Source organism: Leptospira fainei serovar Hurstbridge str. BUT 6, from assembly GCF_000306235.2.
Lineage (GTDB): Bacteria > Spirochaetota > Leptospiria > Leptospirales > Leptospiraceae > Leptospira_B > Leptospira_B fainei.
The window spans coordinates 13,183-38,662 of record NZ_AKWZ02000004.1 but is presented as its reverse complement, the minus strand read 5'-3'; the positions used below and the strand labels follow the sequence as shown (position 1 = coordinate 38,662).

Below are 25,480 nucleotides of genomic sequence, written 5' to 3'. Positions count from 1 at the left end.
CATCTTCCTTTTTCAGAAACTTCTCCTATTGTCCATCCAGGACTACTCCGATCAGTGTTATGTCGTCCCGCTGCGCCTCGCTGTCTTGGTGCGCCAACAGGAAGGACTCTAGCCTTTCCTTTTGTTCTTCGCAAGAGAGGTGTTCTATACCTTCGAGAAAATTAACGAATCCTTTTGTCCCTATTTTTTGACGGTCCGGGTTCGGTTGATCCAGAAAGCCGTCCGTAGTCAAATAAACACTCGTACGAACCCCTGATTCCAAAGGAATGGAGTGTGTTGTAAATTTTCGCGTTTCTTCTTTTTGCCTGCCGCCGATGGAAGCTCTATCTCCCTTAATTTCAGACAGGATTCCCGCTTTTCCAATAAAAATAGGACGTTTTGCTCCGGCAAAGTATAAATTGTTTTTATCGATCTTCAACAGACATATATCCATCCCATCTCGTGAATTGGTTTGTTCGGTGTCCTGTTTAAGGGCTTGTCGGACGCTTCTATGCAGATATTCTAAAGTCGTTCCCGGATCGGATATCCCCGCCTCGTTGATAATTTGGTTTAAAAGGGTATTTCCGATCATGGACATGAGAGCCCCGGGAACGCCGTGTCCCGTGCAATCCACGGCAGCAATGAAGATAGAATCTTCCTGTTTGGAAAACCAATAGAAATCTCCCGAAACGATGTCTTTAGGACGGAAAAGAACGAAATACTCCGGCAGAGATTTGCTTAGCACCTCGGGCGCCGGGAGAATCGCCTGCTGGATATTTAAAGAATACGTAATACTATCGGTAATATGCTGGTTTTTTAAAGCTAAATCGTCGTTCGCTTTCGCTAACTCTTTGGTCCGCTCGGCGACTTTTTCTTCCAAATTGGCATAGAGTAGGGCATTATCGATGGAAATTGCCGCTTGAGAAGAGAGGATTGAAATCGTCTGTAGCCGGTCCGACGTAAAAGCCGCTTCCGAAAGATTATTTTCCAAATACAGTATTCCGATTAATTCTCCCTGTTTAATGATCGGAGAACATAAGACGGACTTTGTTTTCTGTTCCCTAATATACGGATCCTTGTTGAACTTTTCGTCTCCATGCGCATTTTTTAGGACCAAATCCTCTTTCGTTCGTTCCACATAGTAGATGACGCTGATCGGAATATTTCTGCTTTCCTGAATCGGTATGCCTTGTAGAACTCGGACTTCATTGTCCCAGATACTTCCTTCGGCTTCGACGGATAACTTCCCGTCTCTACGAAGAATCAATATCCCTTTTTGCGCGCCCACGTTTTCTATGGAGATTTGCATTAGCTTATCCAACAAGGCTTCAAGTTTGATTTCGCCGGAAATGGCGGTCGAACTCTTGAGAATGGATTGGAAATCCAAGGTCTGACCGGTGTAAACTTCCGTTGCAGCGGCAGTATGAGTTCCCATCGTGCCGATCGTATAGGTGGTACGGAAGGTATCTCGACTTTTCTCACGAAGGAATTCGGGATGCTTCGCGCGAAGGAGTTCCTGCTTTTTGATCGCTCCCCATTTTCCATATCGGTGATACGCGTCGCTAACGTATTGTGAAGAGATTTTAACGCTGCCTTTTGCCAGCCAGAATCTCCCGGCGAACTCGCAAGCAAGCGCTTCATCGTTTGAAAAATCGTTTCTACTTGCCAACTGAATCGCGAGTTCGTACGTTTTCGCGGCTTTCCAGTTCTTATATTCCAAACGAGAAAGTTCCGCTTCCACCAATAAATATTTATGTTCGAAGTTTTCGGGTGCGCTTTCGGAGAGAAGCTTTAACTTCGCCAAATTCTTTTTAATTCGTTCCATAAACTTCGCTTTTTGTTCTTGGGAAGAAACTTTATAATTTGCGGCCATCGCTAGAGCATGAAGATACGCGTGCTCTTCCACCGAAATTTGTCCCGAAATGTATGCTAATAGCCCTTCCGCTTCGTCGAGTTCCTTTAACGCTGCGGCAAATTCTCCGTATGCCATCAGAAGTTTGGATTTCATGATTTTAAAGAGGCAAACCGGGAACGGGCTTTGATGAGCATTACAAAGTTCTAAAAATTCCTCTTCGTTCATCTCCTCGGTGGAAAATTCCAGGTGAGATGCCGTTTTACCTCTTAAATTGGAAACGATAAGCGCGGCGCCTAGGACCGTATCGATAGCTAAGTTATTTTTTACCTTTCGGGAAAATTTGAGCAATGCGTCTACTTTAGTTTTAGCTAATTCTATATTCTTGGACTGCAAAACCACATTGACTGCGTCGTTCATCGCGCAGTATCCGCCATGCAAAAATTCTCCGGACTCTAGACTGGATTGAATGCCTTTTTGATTAATCTCTTCCGAAATTTTCAGGTGTTTTACGAAAGGAGTCGTATAATTGGCTAAAATATTCGCCGCTTTCGTAGTTCCGCTCGGGTTCTTATGCTTCTCGCTAACCTTGACGGCAAGTTCGGCAAATTCAAAACCTTTCCTATATTGCTGGAATCCCGAGGATAGAACGATCCCGTAGGCCGAATATCCGTAAGGGTCGGAAAGGTTTCCGTATTTTAGAAAAAGGTTAACCATTTTCAGACAGATAACTGGAAACAATGCTAAGGCAAAATTATACGCTGTCGGAATGGCGCCGATGAGTAAATTTACTGCCATGATTTGTTCGGGTTGTTGAATAAGCGGCAGTTCCAATAAGGACTCGATCGTTTTTCCTTCCAAGGCTTTATTCGCGATTTCGATTTCTTCGGTTAGAACCTTATCAAAATCCTTTTCGGGAATATCGACCCCCAGAGGTTTCAGGGCTTTGATAATCGTCGGGAGAGCCAGATCGTATTTTCCCAGAGCAGAATACTGTATGATCAAAAGATTATAAGTTTCCGCTTTTTCCACCGCTGTCTTGCCGTGCTTGAGCAGCAGGTCGATCGTCTTCTGAGAATCCTCGAAGTTACCGGTAAGATACTGAGTCTCCGCAAGTTCTTTGTGAATTGAATAACAGAGGTCATAGTAAGTCGCCCAAAGTTTATCGTCTCCTTGTGTTCCTTCAGGGAGGGTAAACAGGAGATCCCTGCCTTTTGCGATATAGACGGATGCCGGTTTGTATGCGGTCGAGTTTTTTGCTTTTTTTCCGGCCAGTAAATTAAGTTCGGCTAATCTTTTTTTCTCAACGGGATCAATGATAAGAGAAGAACCAGTATTGAGGTGATTTACGATATCAAAGATCGCATCTTCAAGCTGCTTTCCTTCGATGCCTTCCAAGAGGAATCTTCCAATTTTAAGGCGGATTTCCTTTTTCTTTTCCTCGTCGATGATTTCGTACGCCGCCTGCTGCACTCGGTCATGTTGGAAGCGGAACAATACGGTTTTTGCAGTCTGCTCGTTTTTATCCTTATTGACTGCCGTTTCTTGAAAGGATTCGGCAACTCGATAATTTTCCCCGATCGGAACGATCAACTCTTCATTTATACATTCCTGTAGAGAAGCTAGAGTTTCCTTGAAGCTTCCACCTAAAATTCTAGATAATAACGATAAGTCGAAATTACTTCCGATACAGGATGCCATTTTAAGAGTTTCTTGAACAACGGGAGACAACTTCCGGATCCTGTTGATCAAAAGTTCGACGACGTTATCGGATATTTTCGTATTCTTAATTTTGGGGAGATCCCATTTCCAACGAGCCTCGCCGGTATTTCCGGATCGGAGGTCGAAATAAACTGCATCCTCCTTGGATAATTGCTTTAAGAGTTCGCCGATAAAGAACGGATTTCCGCCGGTCTTAGCATGCAGTATTTCCGCAAATTCTTTCGTTTGCTCTCGCGGTGTGCGTAAGCTATCCGAGAGCAGTTCGTTCACGTCCGAGACAAGGAGCGGATGTAAAACGATCTTGTGCGGCTCTAATCCCTCCTTATCCAACGCGTCAATTAGGACTCGAAAAGGATGGGAGTCGTCAACTTCGTTGTCTCTATACGCTAACATTAGGAAAAGGTAATTTACCGTTACGTCTTCCATTAGGTTTTTCAATAATTCCAGAGAAGCGGTATCCGCCCATTGCATATCGTCGAGGAAAATCGCAAGCGGGTGTTCCGATCCGGCAAAGACTTTGATGAAATTTTGAAATACTACATAGAAACGGTTTGCATTTTCTTGGGGTCCCAATTCCGGAATCGGTTCCTGTTTGCCGATGATTATCTCCAGTTCGGGAATTACGTCCGTTATTACTTTTCCGTTTGCTCCGAGCGATTTACGAATCTTGGATTTCCAAGATTCGATTTTTTCAGGAGGTTCGGTTAAAATCAATTCGACTAAGCTCGAAAAGACTTGGATGACGGCGGAAAACGGGAGATTCCTATTGTACTGATCGAATTTTCCCGAAACGAAATACCCTTTTGATTCGGTTAACGGTTTGTTAATTTCTCGAACCAAAGAGGACTTTCCTACGCCCGAATAGCCGCCGATAAGGACCATTCTTGTCCGTCCGTTCGCCGCAACATCCTTAAACTCATTGAGAAGAGTGGTTATGTATTCTCCTCGTCCGTATAGTTTTTGGGGAACTTTGAATTCCTGAGAGTAATCGTTTTGAGCCAGAGGGAAATCGGGTATTTCGGCGTTTTCCTTCCAAAGAGAATACACTTTCTCCAGGTCCGCTTGCAAGCCTCTAGCTGTTTGATAACGATCTTCGGCGGTTTTTGCCAGAAGCTTCATTACGATATTGGAAATGACGGTAGGGATTTCAGTTCGAATCTGTTTAGGCGGAACCGGGTTTTTAGGCAAATGAGAGTGGACTAATTGTAACAGATCCTCGCCTTCGAACGGAAGTTTTCCGGTCAGCATTTCGTAAAAAGAAACGCCTAAAGAATAAAAATCGCTCCTATAATCCATTGAACGATTCATTCTTCCGGTTTGTTCCGGAGAAACATAATGAATCGAACCTTCTAAAATATTAGGAGAAGACCAAGACGTCTCCTCTTTATTCAATCGAGTCGATATCCCGAAATCGATGATCCGAATTTCCTTAGCCTCTTGATTATAAATGATATTTTCCGGCTTAAGATCTTTATGTATTACTTTTTTGGCATGAATCTCGCCCAATCTTTCGGCGAGCTGGATTGCGATCGGAAAAAATTCGGTAAGCGCGAGCGGCTTCTTGGTTATGTACTGCTTTAGAGAACCCCCCGGTATATAATCCATGAAAAGCGCATATCCGTCTTGGAGCTTTTCGAATTTTATCGCTTTTACGAATTTTCCCGAGTCGAGAAGGCCCAAAATTTCATACTCGTTTCGTAGATTGACGATGGAAGGGTGCAGTTCGTCGAGCACCGGGAGATATTTTATGATGATTGATTTTCCGTCTTCTTTGCGTACCGCCTTGTACACCTCCGAAGCGGATTCAGCGTTAAGTCTTTCTCGTAGTTCGAATCCAGTAACGATCATTTATTCAACTTCACCTTTCTTTTATCTTATCATAGGGAATCCATTCCCTATGATTTGCTTCTCCCCTAATCCCTTAAAGTCGGAAAAGAAGCCCTCCCCAATAGAAACCACCGCCCACCGCGGGAGTTAAAAAAAGATCACCTTTTTTGAAGGTACCTTTATGATAAAATTCTGAAAGAACGATCGGTATAGACGCGGCTGAAGTATTACCGACTCGGTCAAAATTCATAAGAATTTTTTCCTTAGGAAACTTAGTTCTCTTAAGAACACTTTGCACCACGACGTCCGTACCCGGATGGGGGATGACCCAGTCGATATCCTCCGGCGTCAAACCGTTTCGTTGTAGGAGATCATCCATCGTTGAAAGGGTCAAGTCCGCTGCCTTCGTGACCAATTCCGGAAAACTTTTCACGTAGCTTTGTGGAGGCGGACCCGTAATAATAATGCCGGAAAGATCCCCATCGTCTTTCAAAAAGGAATCAATAATTCCGAATTCTTTTTCTCCCGTAAACTCCAATAACACTCCCGCAGCGCCATCTCCGGCAGTAAATTCTCCGTAGCCGCCTATTCTAGTCCGTATCGAAAAACGTTCACTACCGATTACTAATGCTGTTTTAAATTTTCCTGTTCCTAAATAGGCGGATGCCATTTGAACGCCGTGAACGAAGCCGGTGCAAGCTGTACTTATGTCAAAAGCTAAAGCGTTTTTGGTTCCCGCTAATACCGATGCTTGCGGTGCAAGATCGGGAAGAAAATAGCGGTCTGTCCAGTTGGCTAAAATAAACAGATCCACGTCTTCAGGCTTTTTACCGGCATCCTTCAGTGCCATTTCGGCAACTTTAGCCGCCATGAACATCACAGTATCTGTTTCGGAGGCTCTATGTCTCTTTGTTACTCCGATATCTCCTATGACCGCTTTTTCTGCAGGATGCATTTCCGGGTATTTGAGCCTGCTCTGAATTTCTTGGTTGGTTACCACTCTTTCTGGCAGATAATGTCCAAAGCCGGTTATACGGACCCCATTGGACGAGGGGACTTTATTAGTAACCATTCTTCTAAGTTCTCCCGTTGAATAATAAATTTCCAGTCATAATTCCATTCTTTTGCTACACAGCTGCAAAATTAAGGCAAACGCGTGTAAACCATAAACTGCTCCGTATAGATTCTTTCAGGATCTAATTCGCGAAGTATCGTAAGTTCTTCCGAATTGATGGAAGGTTCTTCAGAAATATTAAGATCTTCATCCGGAGGAAGCCAAAGCGTATACCTAAGCACCGCTTCCAAAGCCTCCATTTCGTCATCGGAGGCGGGCGGAATCCAGGACGAAAGTTCGAATGGATGGTTGGAAAAAGCCGGTCGTTTGAAACGGCCGAACTGGCATACTGCTTCCACGACTCTTTCCCCTGGAGAAGTGATATGTTTAACTTTTCTAACGAATCGGTACCGGTTGGCTTTAGCGACCACGATAGTGTCGGCGGAAGAAACGATATCGTTCGCGCCGCCGGAACCGACCAAGAATTTACCTTTGCCGTCCATTACGGAATTGATATTTCCAAACCAATCTATTTCGGCTGCCCCGATCACTCCTAAGCAATTATCCGGTACGACCGTTCCGAGAATATTGGTCGTGTCGGATAACATCGAACATTGTTTCGCGTGTAACTGACTAAAAAGAAAAACGTCGCCTCGAAAGGGACGCATGCCATAAAATCCGAGTTCCGTAATAATTCGAATACGAACTCCTTCCTTCTCTAATAATTTTGAAGCAGTCCATGCAGCCATATGAGCGGCGCCGATTCCCGCTAGAATCGTCTTATATCCGTTTTGTTTTATTCTCTCGACGATGGCTCTCGCCGCAAGAATGATCATCTGTTCGGAATCATTTACGGTTTTAGGATCTTCCGGTTGCGTTAAGTGGTGCTCAGGAGGAATCATTTTCAGTCTTCGTAATTTGACATCCCCGATCTCCTCCAGATAATCGTCGTGTCCGCCCGGCAAATCGACGAACTGCTTGAACCAGCGATCCGCTTTACTTGGAACCGCAGCAGACTCGTTTGCTTCCACTTGAAATTCGTAATCGTCCAAGTAGGTTTCGATTCCTTCAAATGCGGGGACATCCGGGAGTCCATGAACGCGTAAGGATTGCGGATGCGCTCCATATTTTGCCATCGCCAATCCGAGAACCTTTCCACCGGGAATGCTCACTAATTCCGGAGGAATCATGCCTCTCGGCACAATTTTCTCCACGGTTGCAACTACACCTTTTGTCGCGGCTAATGCACCCCAGGCCCCTTCGCCGGCAGGAGGACAAAGGACAATGTTTCCGTCCTCGTCGGCGACCACGCCGTGTACGAGGGTTATATCGGGTGTTAAGGGCGTGATGAAAACCAGGTCTTTCTCACGGGTCCCCCGACTTTCGCTTGTTAGGTGGTGTTTTGCGGCTTCTCCGAATGGATTTCCCTGAGTAGGTTTGTTGTAAAGAAATGCGCTCGTTCCCAATTTATCTAGGATCATATCCGAACCGATTAAGGAATTCGTAATGAAACCGGGAAGATGCATTGCGCCAGCCATAAGTCTTTGCACGATCGTCAGAAGGGACCAGAGCTCTAATTCAAACGGTTTACCTTCCAGCAAATCCTTATATAAAGAATTCGGGCTAGGTTTTGGATAATTATCGCCCGCAAATCCCGTGATGATTTTTTTCACGATCCCGGAGAGTGCAAGAGCATGAGCGCTAGAGTGAATTCCGGCCACACTGATAGTGAACTCGGGATTTTTGCCTTTGAAGTTACGGGCTAAAGAATATATTAACGCGTTTGGACGCGACATTGTCGTAGCTAAATGGAGATACATTCCAGGCTTAATGAACTCGCGGACGAGGCTATCCGGGTCCGGAAGAATTCTTGTTGGTTCTGGATGGTACGACTCTCTAAGCATTGCACTATCGCGTAGAAAGTTTTAGCCGTGGGAAGGATCACGGCAAACTCCCAACAGATTTTATGTTATTTCGACGGAAAAAAAGGAAAATTCATACGAAGTCGTTCGGAAATCCAGTGAAAAATCCTGTTCCAATTATGATCCTAACTTTTGCAAATATGATCCCAGGAAATATTATTTTGATCCCGCCTAACGAACAGGGATCGTTTGGGATTCGGGAGCAAGTCTATTCTAAAGCTTTTCGATTCTTTCAAAATTTCAAGAATCGCAATGGGAAGTCCGATAGGTAAAAAGACGTCCCGTCCCAAGAGAAGCAGAATGTCCCAAATTCCCGTTCCGTCAAACTTCGCCTACCGGATCGAAATTCCGGTTCGGAGATCCGATACACGGAGTGCAACCGTCGTGGGAGGATTATTCGTTTCCCATCTAACTTACGAGACATTAATTCCTTTAATTAACGAAGCTTTTGACGCGTTTCTCGAGAATTATTCTTGGTCAAAGGCGAGCATTGCTGGGGCGAATATCATTATCCCGAAGTTGGAAGCCGACTATAAATCCGAGGCGAAGGCAGGTGATACTCTAAAATTCGAGATCGCGGTTTCCAATCTTGGTAGGAAGTCCTGCGATCTCGTTTTCCAAGTTACTAAGAAGCCGAATTGGGAAGAGGTTGCGACGGTTAAAATCTCCTTGGTATTTTACGACTATGTTTCGCGTAAGACGTTAGAAATTCCGGAAGGTTTTCGAAGCAGGTTCGCCGAATGAAATCCGACAAATCTTCGAACGGACCTGAGGTGGAATTTCCGAAAAAGTATTTTTTTTCGACGGAGATTCCGATTCGTAAAATCGATCTGAGTCTAGATTTGCATGTTTCGTTCGCAAGCGTGCTGGATCTGGTTATGGAGGCTCATCTCCAATTCTTTCAATTTCTCGGCTACTCGGTAACCGATATTCACGGGAATAGCATTATATTCGCGAATGCGGTGATTCTTTATCAAGGGGAATTGCTTTTCAAGGATCGGGTCGTCATCGACGTTTCTCTTGATAATATGGGAGAAAAGTCTTTCGATTTGTATTTTCGCCTATCCAAGGATCGCCGGAGACAGAAAGTCTCTCTAGTTAAAATTCGGGTTTTATTCTTCAATTACGAGCAAAGAAAAGTGATTCCGATTCCGATCGCTTTTCGGGACAAATTCGAAACCGGTAAAGTGCCTGCTCGATTAAGCCCCGATGTAGGGGAGGGGGGCATCATCGTAAAGGCAGCCGATTCTTACGGTGGAGAGATCGGTTTCCGTAAACTGGAGGTTTGGAAGCTTTCTCACGAATTTGTATTACGATTATTTAACCTTTGCGATATTTGGAAACCTCAAATCGAGGCAAAATTGATCGAGCATATTCGATCCGTCGCATCCTTATTGCCCATCCGAATTGCCGGCGCGTGGGGAGCGAGAATCCGCTCCGAGAAGATTCGTAATATTTTAAAGGCGAAAGTTCATCTTGAGGAACTTCGATATTTATTGGTTCTTATTTCCGATTTGGGCCTAGTCGATCCTAAGAAAGAACTAACCGATTTAGTCGAAATCAATTCGCACTTAAAGAAATACTTAAATAGAGTTCGCTCGGGGGAAGCTAGGAAGATTAAGTAAAATTTCTCCGCTCAATTAAAGCTTCTTCTAGTTGAGTTTCCTAGACTCGAACCGCGCTTATGTGATTCCTAAAGTTTTTAGTTGACGCTTTCCGGATCTCATGGTATTCAATCAACTCGGTAAAATCACCCGCAAAGGCAATTCGGCCTGCTCGATTCATTCAATTAAACATGAAAAATAAAATAGCAATAGTCACCGGCGGAAACGCAGGGATCGGAAGATCTCTTGTTTTGGAATTTGCCGCTCGAGGAGCCAAAGTCTTATTTTGCGGAAGGCGCGAAGAAGAAGGAAAAAAAGTGGAGGATGAAGTTCGTCGTTCTGGCGGAGAGGCAAAATTTTTTCCGTGCGATGTGTCCAGCGACGTTCAAGTAAAAGATTTCATCGATAAGGCCGAAGCCGTTTACGGAGGATTGGACTTTGCAGTAAACAATGCGGGTGTCGGCGGACTCTCTCTACCGCTTCACGATTATCCTGAAAAAGTCTGGGATAAGGTCGTAAACGTAAACTTAAAAGGGGCTTGGCTTTGCATGAAGTACGAGATTCCTTTATTATTGAAGAGAGGAAAAGGTGCGATTGTGAATATATCTTCGATAGCTGGAATCGTGGGAGCGGATTGGAAGGTCGCACCTTATTCCGCGGCAAAGCACGGCATTATCGGCTTAACCAAATCCGCCGCTCTAGAATATGCGGAACAAAACATTCGAGTCAACGCGGTTTGTCCCGGTTTCATTCGCACAGAAATGTTGGAAGCCCTTTTTCGAAGTTCTTCCGATCCTGCAGAGGCAGAACGCAGAATCACTCGGTTACATCCTGCAAATAGACTCCCCGAACCGGAAGAAGTCGCGAAGGCGGCAATCTGGCTTTGTTCCAACGAAGCTTCGTTTATTACCGGTGCGGCGCTACCTGTCGATGGCGGATATACGGCTAAATAAAGCGCGCTCGACCGTCTGATTGCCGCCAAGGAATGATTTTCTTATAAGATAAAGAATATTTCTTTTTTCTTGTAGAATAGCTAATCTTAGTCATCTTAGCGATAATCCGGAAGAATACCGAAAGGCTATATTCTTATTTTCTAAAAATGAACATTCATTATTACGCAATCACGGATAAGGGAAACTTTCGATCCCATAATGAAGACTCGTTTCTTGCAAACGGGGAACTTATATGCGGTCAAGTTCATGAGGGGTTGGTGAATGTTCGAAACGCGAATACCGACGAATCTCCCGCGCTATTCGCTTTAGCTGACGGCTTAGGCGGACATGAAGCCGGCGAAATTGCGAGCAGGACCGCCCTGGAGAAATTGTCCTGGATGGCAAGAGCCATTCAGCCATTGGAAGAGTTACCTTCGTTAGGGTGGAAAAATCTACTTCGGAAAATCAATACCGAAGTTAACTTTTACGGTCAATCCATCGGAAAGCCGAATATGGGAACTACTTTAGTCGGTTGTCTTCTAGGCAAAAAGAAATCCTGGGTTTTCAACGTAGGGGACAGTCGATTGTATCATATGAATAAGGAAGGCTTAAGCAAAGTCACGGTCGATCATAATATAGGCGAGGAATTGGGAACAGGAATCGGTAGAAATCTTTTGACAAGTTGCATCGGCGCCGGATCGAAGGATATGCAGGCGGATCTTTTCGATTTTACGGGAAAGCTTTCCGCAGGAGATCATTTGTTGCTATGCACGGACGGTCTCACGGAAGTTTTAAATATCGATGCGATCGAAAAAGTAATCAAGGAGCATGACGATTTAAAGGAAATCTGCTCTATTCTCTCGGAGGAAGCTAATCTCGGAATGACCCGCGACAATCATACCGTTCTGGTGATACGAGTGGATAGTTTATAAACGACCCGTAATTTCGAAGAGGAAAAATCAAATCCCATCGCCTTTTGAGAATTCTTCCTTATCGATCAAAAGGAATCTTGCCGTTAACCTGAAAAAGACGCCTCCGTCTTCCCCTTTTTCAAATTGAAAAACTAGCGGAAGATCCGATTTCCTGGCTATTTCATAAAATCCTAATCCTGCACCTTTGCTATCCTGCGGTCTATCCGAGCGAATTTGAATATTATATTTTTCTTTTAATTCTTCAGGGGATAAATGTTTGGTTTCTTCCAGTCTTTCCTTTAAATACGATATTTTTTCGGGATTGATGGAGTTCCCGCAGTTCAATTCCCAATTGTGAGCTTTTCTTCTCAACACTAAAATTCCGATTCCGCTTTTTTCATCCCTTTCCAGCGAATAATGGGCGACGTTCTGAGCCATCTCAACGAAGACCGTGAGAATCCGATTTCGTTTTTTTTCCCCGATAAGCTTTTCCTTTAGCAGCTCGTTTAAGGAAGCGATCGTCGTTTCGGAAAAAGGACCTTTATAAAGTAAAGCAACACCGGTCTTTCTTAGAATGTTATATTGTTTTGACAGTTGCATATTTTTCCTCAAAAATCGGGCGCGGCCAAGCTGACAAAGGAAGATTGGCTGCCGATCGCAAAGGCCATAGAAATCGCGTACCTCAGTCGCGTTTTGCGGGGACCTTCGGCGGCATGGTCGTGATCGCATTCCGGATCCGGATCCGTTAAATTGATTGTCGGACAAACGGTTTGGTTTTTTAGCATTAGGGAAGTCGCGGCCACGTTTATGATCCCTGCCGCGCCGAACGTATGTCCGAAAATCGGCTTAATGGACCCGACGGGCGCCCAGTGGAATTTAGGTTTTCCATCATACAATATTGAGATCGCTCTGCTTTCCGCGAGATCGTTATTATAAGTAGCGGTTCCATGGCCGCAAAAATAGTCGATATCTCCTAAATGGATATTACTAATTTTCATTAAATGCTTTAATCCGTTTGCCGCCTTTTTACCGGTTAAATCCATTCTCATCGCGTGATCGGCTTCGTTATAGCTGTAAGTGCCTATGACTTCCGCGTAGATTTTTGCGCCCCTATTCAATGCGCGATCCAATCTTTCCAATACGAGGACGACTGCACCTTCGCCTAATAAAAAGCCGTCCCGGTTTTTATCGTAAGGACGGATACCCCGTTTTGGGTCCTCCTTTTCTAAGGACATAACTCGACTTACAGGATCGGAGTACATCATCATCAACGGTTTCAAGAGCGGGAACTCATGACCGCCAGCATACATGATTTCTGCACGTCCTTTTCGGATAGCCTGATAACATAAGCTGATTGCGTGATGTCCGCCAACGCAAGCGGCGGAGATGGTGGTTACGAAACCTTGAATATTGGAATTGATTGCGGTCAGATTCGTCGGGTTGGAAGCCATCGAAGTTAGCACGGAATATCGGTCAAAGATGCTTTGATCCTTTTCCTCTATGTATTTTCGCCAGGCAAAATCCCACCATGATAGAGACGCTCTTGAAGAAGAGTCTATAAAACCTACGCGAGAAGGATCTAACGTCCCTTTTTCGATTTTGGCGTCTCTATTTGCCTCTTCCATCGCTGCCATTAAGGCAAAGGTTTCCGTGTTATAATTTTTAGCGTATTTTTCGTTTAAATCTGGAAGGTGTCGCTTCCAATCGAAAGTATTCATTTCTCCGGCTACTTTTACCGGAAAATCATCGACGGGAAACCGAGTAATGAATTGAAGCTGGGACTTTCCTTCGGAAATGTTCGTCCAAAAATCGGGAACGCTGAACGTATTCGGGAGAATAACTCCGATACCGGTGACTACGACTCTCGAGTTCTTTCCATTTTTAATCTTTTCCATATCAAGAGTTGGGACGTAAGAATGGCTTATCTGCTCGAAATTGGAATAAAAAAATTATTCCTGCAACTTTTCGACGGAAAAAAAGGGAAAAATTCTTTTCTCGCCACCCATAATGAAGAAAATTCCGGATTCTATCGCAAACTATACGTTCACCGAACGTCCAACTAATTGTAATTATTTTCGTTACAATTGTATCCGTGTCCGAAAAGCGCCGCATTCATTTGTAAGTTTCTTTGAAAGGAGAATCTCATGTTCCAGGAAGCTAACTTAGAGCAAAAAGAGAAATCGTTAGAAGGATTTCCCACATTGAACAAATCCGATATCGGTAAGTTTATAGGAGTATTACGCAAAGCGGGGGATTGGGACTTGATTAGAATCAACCCGTTTCGATTCGCTTCGAAATCCGATTTCAAGCCGAATGTCGCGTTAGACCTCTTTTTGCATGGAGCGAAAATCGGTTTATTCGATATCGCTTATAATATGATTTGTCCCGCTTGCGGGGGGGTGACTGCAAGTCATAAATCGTTGGATGAAATCGACGAAGAATATTTTCATTGTTATATCTGTAATATAGACGTTCCTACGACACTCGACGACCAAGTCGAGGTGACTTTCTCGATTCATCCATCCGTTAAACGTATAGACGTTACCTCGCTCTCTCTGCAAGATATCGAATCCTATTACCGGTATCATTTTTCCGCCAACTATCAAAAGTCTCCGCAACTGCTTCGATTCATTAGTTCCAATATGCACGGGCTAGTTCGATTGGATCCAAACGAGTCGACCGTAATAAATTTAAATGCGGAAGAACTTAAGGCTTACCAATTTACTTCCGTGGAAAATAATTCTGCCGTATTTCTTTATTTTGATAAGGAAGAATCACAAAAACCGAATTCGATCGAACTAAATCTGCTTCCCGGCGGATTTACTCCATCCGAATTGCACCTTCCGAAAGGGAAATACGATATTAAAGTGACGAACAATACTATCGCTAGAACGGGAGGAATTCATTTAACGCCAAGTATGAATCGAATTTCGGCGATAATAAAAGAACATCCGACGAAAATAGAAAAATTTCTGACTGCTAAGAATCTATTGAATAATCAAACCTTTAGGGATCTTTTTCGCGTTCAGCAATTAAGACAGAACTTAAACCTGAACGTTAAAAGTTTAACGATCATGTTTACCGATTTAAGGGGATCGACGGAAATGTACGATAAAGCGGGGGACATGGTCGCTTATCGTTTGGTTAAGGAGCATTTCCACCTGCTAATGGATGCTGTAAAAAAACATAACGGGGCGATCGTAAAGACGATGGGCGACGCGATCATGGCGGCTTTTTCCTCTCCGTTGGAAGGGTTGCTTTCTTCGTTAGAGATGATGACGATGATCGATCAAATGAACCAGGGATCTCATACGAAGGATTTTGAAATCGGATTGAAAGTCGGTTTAAACGAAGGTCCTTCGCTCGCAGTCATTAACGACGAGCGATTGGATTATTTCGGGCATAGCGTGAATATAGCGGCTCGAGTACAAGGCTTAGCGAAAGCCGGAGAAATTTGGGTGACTAATTCGGTTTTAAACACGCCCGGGGTTAACGAATTACTGCACGAAAAAGGGTATAATTGGGAAACCTCCGAAGCTTCCTTGAAAGGGGTCGGGCAAAAGGCGGTCGTTCATAAACTTTCTCCTAAAGTCGCGTAGCATACCGTTAAACGACTGTCCGATATCCTCCATTAAAGCGGATATTCGAAAGAAATTTCTTATTGCTCTTAGGAAAAAGAATTTCCCGGCAAACTCTTCCCGTTAGGTTTGTCTGAAATTTATTTACCGGAGATTATTTTGATGAGATTTTTAATCCTATCTCTATTATCCGCATTGTGTATTTCTTTCCTCGGAGATTGCAAGTCCTCGAAATCACCGGAGGAGAAATTAATGGAGTTAGCTCCAAGATTTCAAAAAGCGATGTGCTCGAAATCGATCGAATGTACTAAGGATGAGATCGCTAAGGTACCGGCTCAATATCGAAATATGATTCCTGCGTTTATGCAATCCGAAGAAGCTTGTATCGCTCATTTCAAAGAAAGCTTTGAAAAATCCAGAAAGGAACGTCAGGAGAAAAAGCAGGAAGTCACTCCTGATATGGTAACAGCTTTCGAAACTTGCGTCGACGCTGTCGAAAAATCGAATTGTGATCTATATAAGGGAAAAGGAAAGCATACGATTCCCGGTTGCGAAGGTTTGGAGAAGTTTTCTAAAAACTGAGCGAAAGCTTCGTAAGACTTTAGGGTGGATTCCGGTGAAATTCTTTTTCATAGGAATCTGCCTCGTCGAATCAAGGACTGTTCTTTGTAACTCTTAGGCTCCTTCTAAAAGTTTCTTTAATTCATTCAGGATAAAAAGCCAGTTTTGCTCGGAATGCTTTCGAGCATCGTCCGAAAGTATATTGTCTTGTGTTACAACGAGCGAGGTTTCCCCGTTCTGATGAGAAAGTTCGTAAGTGACATTGGCATAATTTTCGGGGACATCTTCCATGTTGGAGAAGGAACTTAAATAATTGTAACGAAACAATTTCTCGGGCACGACTTGCAAAATCGTTCCTTTATCAAGATATTCCTTTCCTTCCCATACCCCTTTAAAATGCAAAGGACTTCCCACCTTCCAATCGGAAATCGCTTCCGTTCCGAAGAAATACTTCTTAATTAAATTCGGATCTGTTAGTCCTTGCCAGACTTTTGCGGGACTCGCGTGAATTTGGACGCTTGCGGAAGCTGTAAATTGGTTTTTCATGATTGTCTCTTAGAAGATTCGTATACAAGAAAGCCCGATAAAAGCAAACGAAAAGATTCCCAATCTTGTAAAAAGAAATATCTCTTAGAGATGAAGTTGACCGCCGAAAATTTCGGGCCTGACAAAGGCTGTCATATTTAGTTTTAAAATTCCTAATCGCGGAATCCGAAAATTGTGCCTTGAGATTTAGAATTCCGGTCTTGATCTTCGGGAATAAAGCTGATTGAAATACTTTAGTATTGCCGCAATCTTTAAGGATCGGATCGGATAAAGTCTTAGATCGTTCTTGGATCGGCTTTTGAACGATCGCTACCGCCTGTAAACGACCAGTATGAATATAAAATTACCGTTATAATTCCTAACGCCATCATTTGACCGAGATGAACGGTCGTGGCGTACACTAATCCTTCCGAACTTTCCCGCCCCAGCAACACGAAGCCGGAAGTAATGGATGCGTGATAAACTCCCGCTCCGGAAGGCGCCGAAGGGACCATGACGCCCACTGCACCGCAAAACATAATGAAAATCGTTTCTAACGGACTGAGATGAATTCCGACTAAATACTGCAGCAGAGTATAATGAATCCCGTAACCCACTAACCAAGTTGCCGCAGTTAAAGCGCCATGCTTTCCCGCGTTTTTCAAAGTTAAGAACTCGCCAAGCTCTGTGATTAGGGGTGTGAGTTTATCCTGAAAGAAATTTCTTTTTCCGAATTTGGCGAAAACGTTTTCTCCGAATCGAGCAAGCTTTATATAAAAAAGTCGTACAAAAATCAGAGTGAAAACGATCGAAAGAATTCCCAATAAGGGTAAAACGAAACGAACGAAATCCTGATGAATCCCGAGTAAGAAGAAGGCGCCAAGTCCCGCACTGAAAATAAACGCAAAATCCAAAACCTTTTCTAGAAAAAGACTGCTCACCAAAGATCCGTAACTGGAATCCGAATCCTTTTTACATAAATAGAGTCGAAAGATATCTCCCCCTCTCGCCGGCAGAAATTGGTTGGCTCCGACGCCTATATACGCCGATAAAACCGAGGTTTTGAAGGAGATTTTTTTTCCTAAAAGTAGATACCATCGCCAGGAAAAAAGAAATAAACCCCAAATTACGGCCATAAAGAACGGAATTAGATATATCGGCTGCCATCTTTCTTGAATATTATAAAAACCTGAAAGATCTAACTTCCAGAATAGAAAGCCAAGGGCAAAAACACTAATGATGATTCCAATGAAGAATTTTTTCAAGTCGTATACTCCGAGGATTTCAACCGGGCGGCCAAGTCATGTGCCGACCACCCAATAGATGGAAGTGCAGGTGAAACACCGTTTGACCGCCAAGCGGACCTTTGTTGTTTACGACACGATAACCGTCCTTTTCCAGCCCAAGAGATCGGGCCACTTCTCGAATTCGGAAAAGAATTTCTCCCGCTAGTTTTTTTTCCTCCGGTCCGATATCGTCCAAGGATACGAAATGCTTCTTTGGGATGACCAGTACATGAATCGGAGCTTGGGGAGAAACATCATGAAAAGCTAATATTTCTTCGTCTTCATAGGCGATTTTTGAGGGAATTTCCTTTCGGATAATTCTGCAAAAAAGGCAATTCGGCTCGTTCATGGGATCCGTCCTAAGCAAAGGCTCGCAGCGCCTAAAGCGCCCGTTACCGAGCCTCCTGCGAGAATTCTGGTATAGTTTCTGAATACCGGAAAGATGATTTCTCGAACTCGCTTTTCAAGCTGTTTTCCGAATAGAGAATAGGATTTAACTAGACCGCCCGAAAGAACAACGCATTCCGGATTCAAAATATGGATCAAATTTCGGATTAATTCGGATAGAATTTCAATGCCTTCTTCTAAAATCAAGTTGGCCTCCTGTTCTCCTTTTTTCACTAAAGAGAAGAATTCCTTCGCATCGCTAAAATTTCTGCCGGTAAGCTCCCGATACCGAGTAGAGAATCCGCTAGTACTGAAGTAAGCTTCGGCGCATCCACGATGCCCACAGCCGCAGAGCGTTCCGCCTGGACGTATCGTGTTGTGTCCGACTTCCATACTGTTTCCCTTATAGCCGTCAAAGAGTGAACCTTCATATACCCAGCCCCCTCCGATGCCGGTACCTAACGTGATAACGACTAGGTTCCGAGATCCTTTGCCTACCCCGTACCAATATTCTCCGAGAGCTGCGCAATTCGCATCGTTATCATAGTAGACCGGTATTCCGAAAGAATCTTTTAAGTACGAAACGATGGGAACATTCTTTAGCTTTGGAAGGTTAGCCGAAGATATAAGAATTCCCGCATCCTTATCGAGCGGGCCGGGGCTTCCCAGTCCGATTCCGGAAACCGGAGAATTCCCTTCCTCCATTAATTCTTGAATGATCGTTTTTAATGAAGAGAGAAAGGAGTCGGAGTCAATGTCAGCACCCGTGGAAATCGAGGATTGTGACAAGAGCGTCCCGTGCTCGTCGGTTCTACATGCTTTGACGCTTTGTGCGCCGATGTCCACTCCGAGGAAGGACTTCATTTCACGACTCGAGTAAAGCTTCCTTCTCTCATTTCATAGATTGTCTTTGCGTCGAAGGCAAGATTCATATCGTGGGTGACGAGAAGTACGGTCAAGCCCCTTGAATTAAAGTCCGAAAGCAATTTTCGCACTAGTTCGCTATTTTCCGGGTCCAAATCTCCGGAAGGTTCGTCGGCCAGCAGAATTTCCGGTTCGTTTATCAAAGCTCTCGCGATGGCGGTCATTTGAATTTGTCCGCCCGAGAGGCGTGTCGGCAATTGATTACGGATCGCATTCAAGTTTAGGCTAGAAATAAGGTATTCGCATTTTTCCTTATATTCTTGTTCGCCGAACTTTCCGACCAATAAGGCAGGCAGGAGAATATTCTCCTCGACCGTCAAATGGGAGACAAGTTCGGAAAATTGAAAAATCAATCCTATATAGCGAGCTCGGAAATTGGCCAATTGCCCTTTGCTCATACTGGATAGTTTCAGAGTATCAAAATAAATCTCTCCCTCGGTGCTTGTAAGCATTCCGGTTATCATCGAGAGTAGAGTGGTTTTTCCGGAACCGGAGGGCCCGACAATAGCGACATAATCGGATTGGTTTACGTCGAATGAAACGGAATTAACTGCTTTCATTGAACCGTACGTTCGGGAAAGATTGTTGATCCGAAGGATCATTTGCCCCTCCGAATGGATTTGTACGGATCGACGAGAGTGTGAATGAATGCGGTTGTACCCCCGGCTAATCCTAGAACGGCGAGTTCATAAATGTAGGCTCCGGCATAATCAAGGAGAGATACTAACGCTGGATTTCCCGGCGGTTGAAAAATACTGGCTACGCTTGCGAATAGAAAGCCGAAAGAATGAATGATCCAGAGTTCCATCGTTTCCAATAGGACGCAACCGAAGCGATTTCCGCCTACTGCCATCATAATGCCGGTATCTCCCGATCGACTGGAAGTCCGAACAATCGCCATAAAAATCAAAGCGACGCTCGAAAGCGTTAAAACCAAGTAGGGAGAATTCCGGAAGAGATCGATACTAGAAACATCGGATAAGAGTTTGTCGGTCCGAATGGAAAAAAAACTCAGAACTAGACTGTAAGCAAAAAATAGGGAAAAGAAGATATGGAGCAGACTTGTCGTTGTGTCCCGAAAGAAAAGGGAGAAAGCGAACCGCAGGTAGGTGATTCTTCCCATCGAAAGCACGATACTGAAAAGGTTTGATTTTATCCAACATTTATTTGGTAAATAATAGAAATTCCGAAACATGATCTTTGTAATTCTTATCGCAGCAGGAATCATCCTGATCGTAGCAGCAGGGTCCTTTTTGATCCAGTCCAAGAAGGACTCGTTTGAAAAGGCTCTTGCCCTTGCTGCTATGGGAAATTATGTGGATTCCCGAATTTTAATCCGAGATATTTTGGATGCGAATCCCTCGAACGTGAGAGCCCATTATATCATGGCTAAGATTTACGCGATGGAAGGGGATCACGTCAACGAGGCTAGGCATTTAGAGAAAATTAAGAAAATCGGGACGTATGATAAGGATATTTCGGAAGTTGCGGTTTCGAACCGGATTGCGGATATTTACTATCAACAAGATTTATTCGAAGAAGCGGTCTTTCATTACGTGGATACCCTTTCGGTGGATCCGGAAAATCTCGAGGCGAATATACGGATAGCTTTTATGGCTCTGGGTCAAAAAGAGTTCGGGATTGCCGATAAATTTCTTTCACGTGTTCCGGACGATAAGGTGAAAATGACAGCCCTTTTTATCGCGAAGGGAGTCGTGGCCGCTACCTTAAGAAAAGGGGACGCGAAGCATTTCTTCAAGCAAGCCTTTGACGAAGAACCGAGTTCGGCGGTTGCGGGATTCTTGTATTCCTTAACTCTTGCCCGTTCCGGCGAGCACGACGAAGCGATCAGGATCGCTAATTCGGTAGTCGATGTAGTTACGGACGAATACGTTAGATTCACATTATTCCAATTCATTATGCTGGAGTTTTTGCAGAAAGGAGACTTGAACGAGGCTCTTAAGCATTCTAGACTTTGCATGGAGATCGCCAGAAATAACGGCTGGAAACAGGAACTAATAGATTCCGATTTTCATTTCGCCTTAATCGCCGTCAAAATGGGTCGTTTGGAAGAAGCCAGCGAGTATCTCATCGAGGCCGAGTCGGAAAGGGTCGACGACGATAGAATCATCGAGTTGGCAAATTATAAGTATCAATTGGAAACAAAACGTCTTGAAGCGGGCAAACCTGCGAAGAGCGGATACACACCCGACGAAGAGATAGGCCGACTCTTCCCCGAACTTTTTCCGGTGGAAAGATATTATGAAATCTCGGGATTAAAATCCTCCAAGTCGTTTCATATCAAAGGGATCATTGACGAAGAGGGCGGAAAAATCATCGCCGATATTAATAAGATCGGTATCAGTGCGTTGGATCATTTCCGCGCCTTAAAGGGAGTGGAATTCAAGAATCTCTGCGTTAAAGTAGTACTCGCCTTAAATTATACGATTAGTCGAGAGATCCCGAATAAGGAAGGAGACGGCTTGAACTTTATGGGCTTAAGCAAGTCGGATAAGGAAACCCGCGCCTTGTTTAAATTCCGAAGATGGAAAGACGCAAAAGTCTCGGATATTTTTCTAAGAGATACGCTGAGTCAAGTGAAGGATTTAAGTTTGGACAAGGCCTTCATCGTCGGAGACGCAGAATTTACCGACGGCGCGAGACGTTTCTTGGCGGATAATTCCTCACGACTCTCGGTTCTCTACGGGAAAGATCTGGAAGAACTTCTGAAAAAAGCCTTGAAAACCCCCGTCTAAACCGGGAACTACAGCAGTGCGGATCGGTTCTAATTTTTTAGCATTCCTTTATTCGGTCCCATCGTTGCATTTCATTTTTTACATAACTATTCTCGGTTTCAAAGAAGGTTTCTAAAATCGGATGAAGGAGAACGGTACTTTGAAAATCGGCAGATTTATCCAAAACCGCAGAGGGCCTTACAAACGGAGCTCCATTTTTTTTGCGGCGTTGCTAATCGGTATTATTGCAATCTTGAATTGCTCAAGGGAGTCGCTTTTACGTAACTCTTCCGTTGAACATTCTCCGTCCGTCGAAAAATCCAAAATTTTCGTAGCAGGTCATACCGGTGAATACTCGAAAGATAGCGATGAAATTCTATCTATTTTGCGAAAACTTATAGCAGGAACCGTTCAAAAGAATCTGAGCATTCTACCGGAATTCGTGTCGGAGGAAGAAGGGATCTATCTGGACATAAAAGGCCATTGGAGTCGAAAGAGGCTGGTCGAGGAACTTTTCGCGGAGGACAATTATTTCCGAACCTATTTTTTCGATCGAGATGCGCTGGAGCGGGAGAAGAAAAATTCGAACGTCAGAACGGTCCGAGATCTCTTGCTTTCTTCGGAAGGAATCGAAGTCGATTTTTACTTCGAGACTCCTTCCGCTTGCGAAGTGAAACTTCGATTTAAGGAAAATCGAAAGTTGGAATCGGAACTTATAAATCCTTACTTTAGCAAGCTACGGGGAAAATGGTACGTTCATCGGCTATTCTAAAAATCTAGCGAACGACATAGACAAACCTACTTGCGGGCAACGATAGGAAATGCGGAAATAGTAAATAAGGCCGGAGAATGCGATCCAAATCATTGTTAATACAACATAAGAATCGCATCTTGAATGCTATACATCGAGCCGGTATTCCACTGGTTTCGACTCTTTCTCTTTTGCCGATTTCGACGAGTCTCCTTTTCTCGGAAACGATTCCGTTCGAAACTTCTTCCGAAGAAAAAAAAGGAATCTTGATTCCAAAGTTTAATCCGGTTTCCGTTTCCGAGAACCCCGCAATATCCGCAGGAAATTCGATTCGATTAATCGATTGGGACATCGATCGTTTAACGGAATACGCCGTTTCCAATAATCCTCTGTATCTTGCCGAACGGCAAAATATGGGCATATCTAGAGGCGCCGTGATCACGGCTTCCCTGTATCGAAATCCGATATTACAATTCCAGCAACAATTCATCGGGGGAAATCCGAATACTCAGGGCGGCAGTCCTGAGACGGCTCCTGCCGTTTACCAGGATTTAGACGTTTATGGTGTGGTTCCGCTTCGAACTAGAGTAGCAAAGAAATCTTTCGAAGCTTCTATCGCCGATTTTAAGAACTTCGATCGTGCCTTCCGGATGCGCCTTCGACAAAATTATTGGGCCTTCGTTTTCCTTACACTGCTCGTAGATACGAATAAGGAATTTTATGAGAATTACAGCGACTTATTGGAACTTACGAAATTTCGAGTTCAGAAAGGCGATATTTCCCCGCTTGAATTCGAAAGGTTGGAGCTGGAAAGAATCCAGGTCGAGAAATACTATAGGGACGCGATCGTGCGTAGGCAATCGATCGAAAAAGATCTACGGATTCTAAGCGGGCTTTCCGAGAAAGAAGGCGTCTTCGCATTTAAAGTGGATTCCATGCGATTTCGATCGCTGGAAGAATTAGGACTCCGTTTGCGGGACGAATACATAGTGAGCGATCGTCCGGATATCGTCGCTTTGGAGCAAAGGCTTCAAGAAAAAAAGATGAATATCGAACTCCAGAGAAAGGAGGCTTTAGGCTGGCTTCAGGTGGGTGGGGAATGGCGGATTAAAGGAGGCGAGAATTACGGAGGCGTGTTCGCAACTATTCCGATTCCTATCAACGACCGAGGGCAGGGAAAAGTGTTCGCGGCCAAGGAAGAATATCGCAAATTCGAACTCGCACTCGACGCTAAAAAAAGGGAAGTCGACGCGGAAATAGAAGCGGCTAAAAAGGAATTACTCGCTCGGGAAGAATTGCTTACTAAATACGAACGGATTAATTTATTACAAAAAAATAAACAATTGGAAGAGAAATCGAGAATCGCGTACGTGCGAGGCGCATCCGATCAAGTGACGTTCCTTCAGGCCGAAAAAAATTATCTCACTATCCTTCGGGAATATTACGATCTTCTTTATCTCTATTTCAATGCCGTAGAAGCTTTTAAGGCCGCGACCGGAAAAAATTCCGATATTCAATCCAGCGTTCAAAGCAAAGGAGACGAGCGATGAAAGCTATTTTGCAAAGATACAAACTTCTGGTTTTTATGATCGTTCTCGTCTCGGGAGCGGCTTACGGTTACAAACAATATTATAAAAAGAAGCCGGATAAAAAAATAACGGCGGAGTCGCGGAATTTTTTTTCCGTGCCGGAAGAGATCTTAAAGCGACATCCGTTAACGTTTGTCAGCCTAAAAGAAGTTTCTCAATTCGAAGAACTTGCCCTACCGGGTCGGATCACGTATGATCCTGAGAGTATGGCAAGGGTCGGTTCCACTGTCGAGGCTAAGATTAAGAAAGTTCTAGTCCGAGAAGGAGATCGAGTGAATCAAGGTTCTCCTCTTGCGATTCTTTCCTCAGTGCAGTTAGGAGAGGTGGAAGCCGCTTATGTGAAAGCGAGAGCTTCTCTCGAAGCCTTAAAACTCCAGGCCGATAGGGCTAAAGAGCTCTTTGAAATGAAAGTCACATCCGCTAAGGAATATGAACTCGCCACTATGCAGTATAAGACCGCAAAGACAGAGGTGGAAACGACTCGTATTAAATTGGAGAACTATGGATTGACTCCTTCGGAAATAGAAGGAATCGAACGAGGAGTCTACGTCTCTTCCAATCTGGTTTTAAGAAGTCCGATCAACGGAGAAGTTACCGAAAGAAAAGCGATTATCGGGCAACAAACTTCGAGGAACGAGGAATTGTTTACGGTGGCAAATTTAAATAATCTCTGGGTCCTCTTAGATGTTTATGAAAAAGATCTTGAAGGTGTGAGAGAGGGCGCACAGGCCACAATTTATCCCTTCGGAAACGAAGAAAGTACCAAAATACAAGGCAGAGTCGCCTACGTCGGAGCGATTTTGGACAGTGTTAAGCGAACCGCCAAAATTAGAATCATGGTATCGAATCGCGGAGGTAAGTTGAAACCGGGACAAACGGTTACCGCCAAAGTAGCCGGATTGGTGGTCAGTAAGGGCGAAGGTAAACGAAAAATGTTGCCATTGGAGGCGGTTCATGAAATCGAAGGCAGGTCGGTAGTATTCGTTCATCATGACGACGGCACTTTCGAGGCATTGGACGTCGTTACTGGAGATACGATCGGCGAGGATGTGATTATCTTAAGCGGATTACAGGATGGAATACAAGTCGTTTCAAAAGGTTCTTTCGTATTAAAAAGCGAGTATCTCAAATATTAGTTAAAAACCATCAGGAAGGTTTTTCTTCCGACTATCGCTGCCTAAATTACCTTTTTCGGCGAATCGGTTATCGTTTTTCTTTCATTTATGTAGGAATTCCCGCGGTTTTTTCTTTTGAATCTTGTTGGTCAAAGCAACATTTTTGTGATTCTTGGCTATTTCCTTCCTAACTCGGAAGCGGCGGCGGCCTTTTTTTCGAAGTCCC

The 25,480-nt window shown here is 44.1% G+C and carries 21 protein-coding genes; 10 read left to right on the top strand and 11 right to left on the bottom strand.

Annotation, left to right across the window (positions count from 1 at the left end; translation table 11 throughout):
- Positions 1-25: 25 nt before the first annotated feature.
- The 3 genes from LEP1GSC058_RS06435 to LEP1GSC058_RS06425 form a co-directional block, all read right to left on the bottom strand.
- A complete protein-coding gene (locus LEP1GSC058_RS06435; protein ID WP_016548852.1) occupies positions 26-5,401 on the bottom strand; it encodes an AAA family ATPase in 5,376 nt (1,791 codons plus the stop codon).
- A 73-nt stretch (positions 5,402-5,474) separates the two neighbouring features.
- The gene (locus LEP1GSC058_RS06430) at positions 5,475-6,452 is read right to left on the bottom strand and encodes a ketoacyl-ACP synthase III (protein WP_016548909.1); all 978 of its coding nucleotides are present in this window, start codon (positions 6,450-6,452) and stop codon (positions 5,475-5,477) included.
- Between the two features lie 71 nt (positions 6,453-6,523).
- On the bottom strand, positions 6,524-8,338 hold the full coding sequence (locus LEP1GSC058_RS06425; protein WP_039948122.1) for a CoA-transferase: 1,815 nt from the start codon (positions 8,336-8,338) through the stop codon (positions 6,524-6,526).
- Positions 8,339-8,656: 318 nt separating this feature from the next.
- On the opposite strand from LEP1GSC058_RS06425, the gene LEP1GSC058_RS06415 reads away from it, so the two are divergent.
- The 4 genes from LEP1GSC058_RS06415 to LEP1GSC058_RS06400 all read left to right on the top strand — a co-directional run bounded on the left by LEP1GSC058_RS06415 (position 8,657) and on the right by LEP1GSC058_RS06400 (position 11,824).
- Positions 8,657-9,100, top strand: coding sequence for an acyl-CoA thioesterase (locus tag LEP1GSC058_RS06415; protein ID WP_016548745.1), 444 nt, complete (start codon positions 8,657-8,659; stop codon positions 9,098-9,100).
- The gene (locus LEP1GSC058_RS06410; RefSeq protein ID WP_016548838.1) at positions 9,097-9,981 is read left to right on the top strand and encodes a four helix bundle protein; all 885 of its coding nucleotides are present in this window, start codon (positions 9,097-9,099) and stop codon (positions 9,979-9,981) included. Before LEP1GSC058_RS06415 ends, LEP1GSC058_RS06410 begins: the two co-directional genes overlap by 4 nt.
- Before the next feature lie 170 nt (positions 9,982-10,151).
- Entirely contained in the window at positions 10,152-10,913 is a 762-nt protein-coding gene (locus LEP1GSC058_RS06405; RefSeq protein ID WP_016548764.1) for a glucose 1-dehydrogenase, read from the top strand.
- A gap of 146 nt (positions 10,914-11,059) precedes the next feature.
- Entirely contained in the window at positions 11,060-11,824 is a 765-nt protein-coding gene (locus tag LEP1GSC058_RS06400; RefSeq protein ID WP_016548779.1) for a PP2C family protein-serine/threonine phosphatase, read from the top strand.
- A 27-nt stretch (positions 11,825-11,851) separates the two neighbouring features.
- Here LEP1GSC058_RS06400 and LEP1GSC058_RS06395 read toward each other — a convergent pair whose 3' ends face one another.
- Together LEP1GSC058_RS06395 and LEP1GSC058_RS06390 are read right to left on the bottom strand one after the other, a co-directional pair.
- Positions 11,852-12,403: a SiaB family protein kinase gene (locus tag LEP1GSC058_RS06395; protein ID WP_016548834.1), complete on the bottom strand. Its 552-nt coding sequence runs from the start codon at positions 12,401-12,403 to the stop codon at positions 11,852-11,854.
- A gap of 8 nt (positions 12,404-12,411) precedes the next feature.
- The gene (locus LEP1GSC058_RS06390) at positions 12,412-13,698 is read right to left on the bottom strand and encodes a beta-ketoacyl-[acyl-carrier-protein] synthase family protein (protein WP_016548885.1); all 1,287 of its coding nucleotides are present in this window, start codon (positions 13,696-13,698) and stop codon (positions 12,412-12,414) included.
- 249 nt (positions 13,699-13,947) lie between these two features.
- On the opposite strand from LEP1GSC058_RS06390, the gene LEP1GSC058_RS06385 reads away from it, so the two are divergent.
- Complete coding sequence (locus LEP1GSC058_RS06385; protein WP_016548899.1) at positions 13,948-15,402, top strand: adenylate/guanylate cyclase domain-containing protein; 1,455 nt, start codon at positions 13,948-13,950, stop codon at positions 15,400-15,402.
- Between the two features lie 141 nt (positions 15,403-15,543).
- Positions 15,544-15,963, top strand: a complete 420-nt coding sequence (locus LEP1GSC058_RS06380; RefSeq protein ID WP_016548743.1) for an LA_2478/LA_2722/LA_4182 family protein — start codon at positions 15,544-15,546, stop codon at positions 15,961-15,963.
- Between the two features lie 93 nt (positions 15,964-16,056).
- Here LEP1GSC058_RS06380 and LEP1GSC058_RS06375 read toward each other — a convergent pair whose 3' ends face one another.
- From LEP1GSC058_RS06375 to LEP1GSC058_RS19920, 6 genes are all read right to left on the bottom strand, one after another.
- Complete coding sequence (locus tag LEP1GSC058_RS06375) at positions 16,057-16,488, bottom strand: SRPBCC family protein (RefSeq protein WP_016548840.1); 432 nt, start codon at positions 16,486-16,488, stop codon at positions 16,057-16,059.
- Between the two features lie 275 nt (positions 16,489-16,763).
- Positions 16,764-17,732 (bottom strand): lysylphosphatidylglycerol synthase transmembrane domain-containing protein, encoded by a 969-nt coding sequence (locus LEP1GSC058_RS06370; RefSeq protein ID WP_016548849.1) that lies wholly within the window; start codon positions 17,730-17,732, stop codon positions 16,764-16,766.
- A 19-nt stretch (positions 17,733-17,751) separates the two neighbouring features.
- Positions 17,752-18,102 carry a histidine triad nucleotide-binding protein gene (locus LEP1GSC058_RS06365; RefSeq protein ID WP_016548782.1) on the bottom strand — a complete coding sequence of 117 codons (351 nt, stop codon included), beginning with the start codon at positions 18,100-18,102 and terminating at the stop codon, positions 17,752-17,754.
- Positions 18,099-19,004, bottom strand: a complete 906-nt coding sequence (locus tag LEP1GSC058_RS06360; protein ID WP_016548882.1) for an ROK family protein — start codon at positions 19,002-19,004, stop codon at positions 18,099-18,101. The genes LEP1GSC058_RS06365 and LEP1GSC058_RS06360 overlap by 4 nt, the downstream gene beginning before the upstream one ends.
- Positions 19,001-19,666, bottom strand: a complete 666-nt coding sequence (locus tag LEP1GSC058_RS06355) for an ABC transporter ATP-binding protein (protein ID WP_016548807.1) — start codon at positions 19,664-19,666, stop codon at positions 19,001-19,003. Before LEP1GSC058_RS06355 ends, LEP1GSC058_RS06360 begins: the two co-directional genes overlap by 4 nt.
- Positions 19,663-20,187 carry a hypothetical protein gene (locus LEP1GSC058_RS19920; RefSeq protein WP_016548910.1) on the bottom strand — a complete coding sequence of 175 codons (525 nt, stop codon included), beginning with the start codon at positions 20,185-20,187 and terminating at the stop codon, positions 19,663-19,665. The genes LEP1GSC058_RS06355 and LEP1GSC058_RS19920 overlap by 4 nt, the downstream gene beginning before the upstream one ends.
- Before the next feature lie 70 nt (positions 20,188-20,257).
- Between LEP1GSC058_RS19920 and LEP1GSC058_RS06345 the strand changes: the two genes are divergently transcribed.
- The 4 genes from LEP1GSC058_RS06345 (at position 20,258) to LEP1GSC058_RS06330 (ending at position 25,275) form a co-directional block, all read left to right on the top strand.
- Positions 20,258-21,820, top strand: coding sequence for a tetratricopeptide repeat protein (locus LEP1GSC058_RS06345; protein ID WP_016548740.1), 1,563 nt, complete (start codon positions 20,258-20,260; stop codon positions 21,818-21,820).
- Between the two features lie 139 nt (positions 21,821-21,959).
- The gene (locus tag LEP1GSC058_RS06340) at positions 21,960-22,571 is read left to right on the top strand and encodes a hypothetical protein (protein WP_016548891.1); all 612 of its coding nucleotides are present in this window, start codon (positions 21,960-21,962) and stop codon (positions 22,569-22,571) included.
- A gap of 77 nt (positions 22,572-22,648) precedes the next feature.
- Complete coding sequence (locus LEP1GSC058_RS06335; RefSeq protein WP_039948120.1) at positions 22,649-24,100, top strand: TolC family protein; 1,452 nt, start codon at positions 22,649-22,651, stop codon at positions 24,098-24,100.
- The gene (locus tag LEP1GSC058_RS06330) at positions 24,097-25,275 is read left to right on the top strand and encodes an efflux RND transporter periplasmic adaptor subunit (protein WP_016548850.1); all 1,179 of its coding nucleotides are present in this window, start codon (positions 24,097-24,099) and stop codon (positions 25,273-25,275) included. Before LEP1GSC058_RS06335 ends, LEP1GSC058_RS06330 begins: the two co-directional genes overlap by 4 nt.
- Positions 25,276-25,480 lie beyond the last annotated feature (205 nt).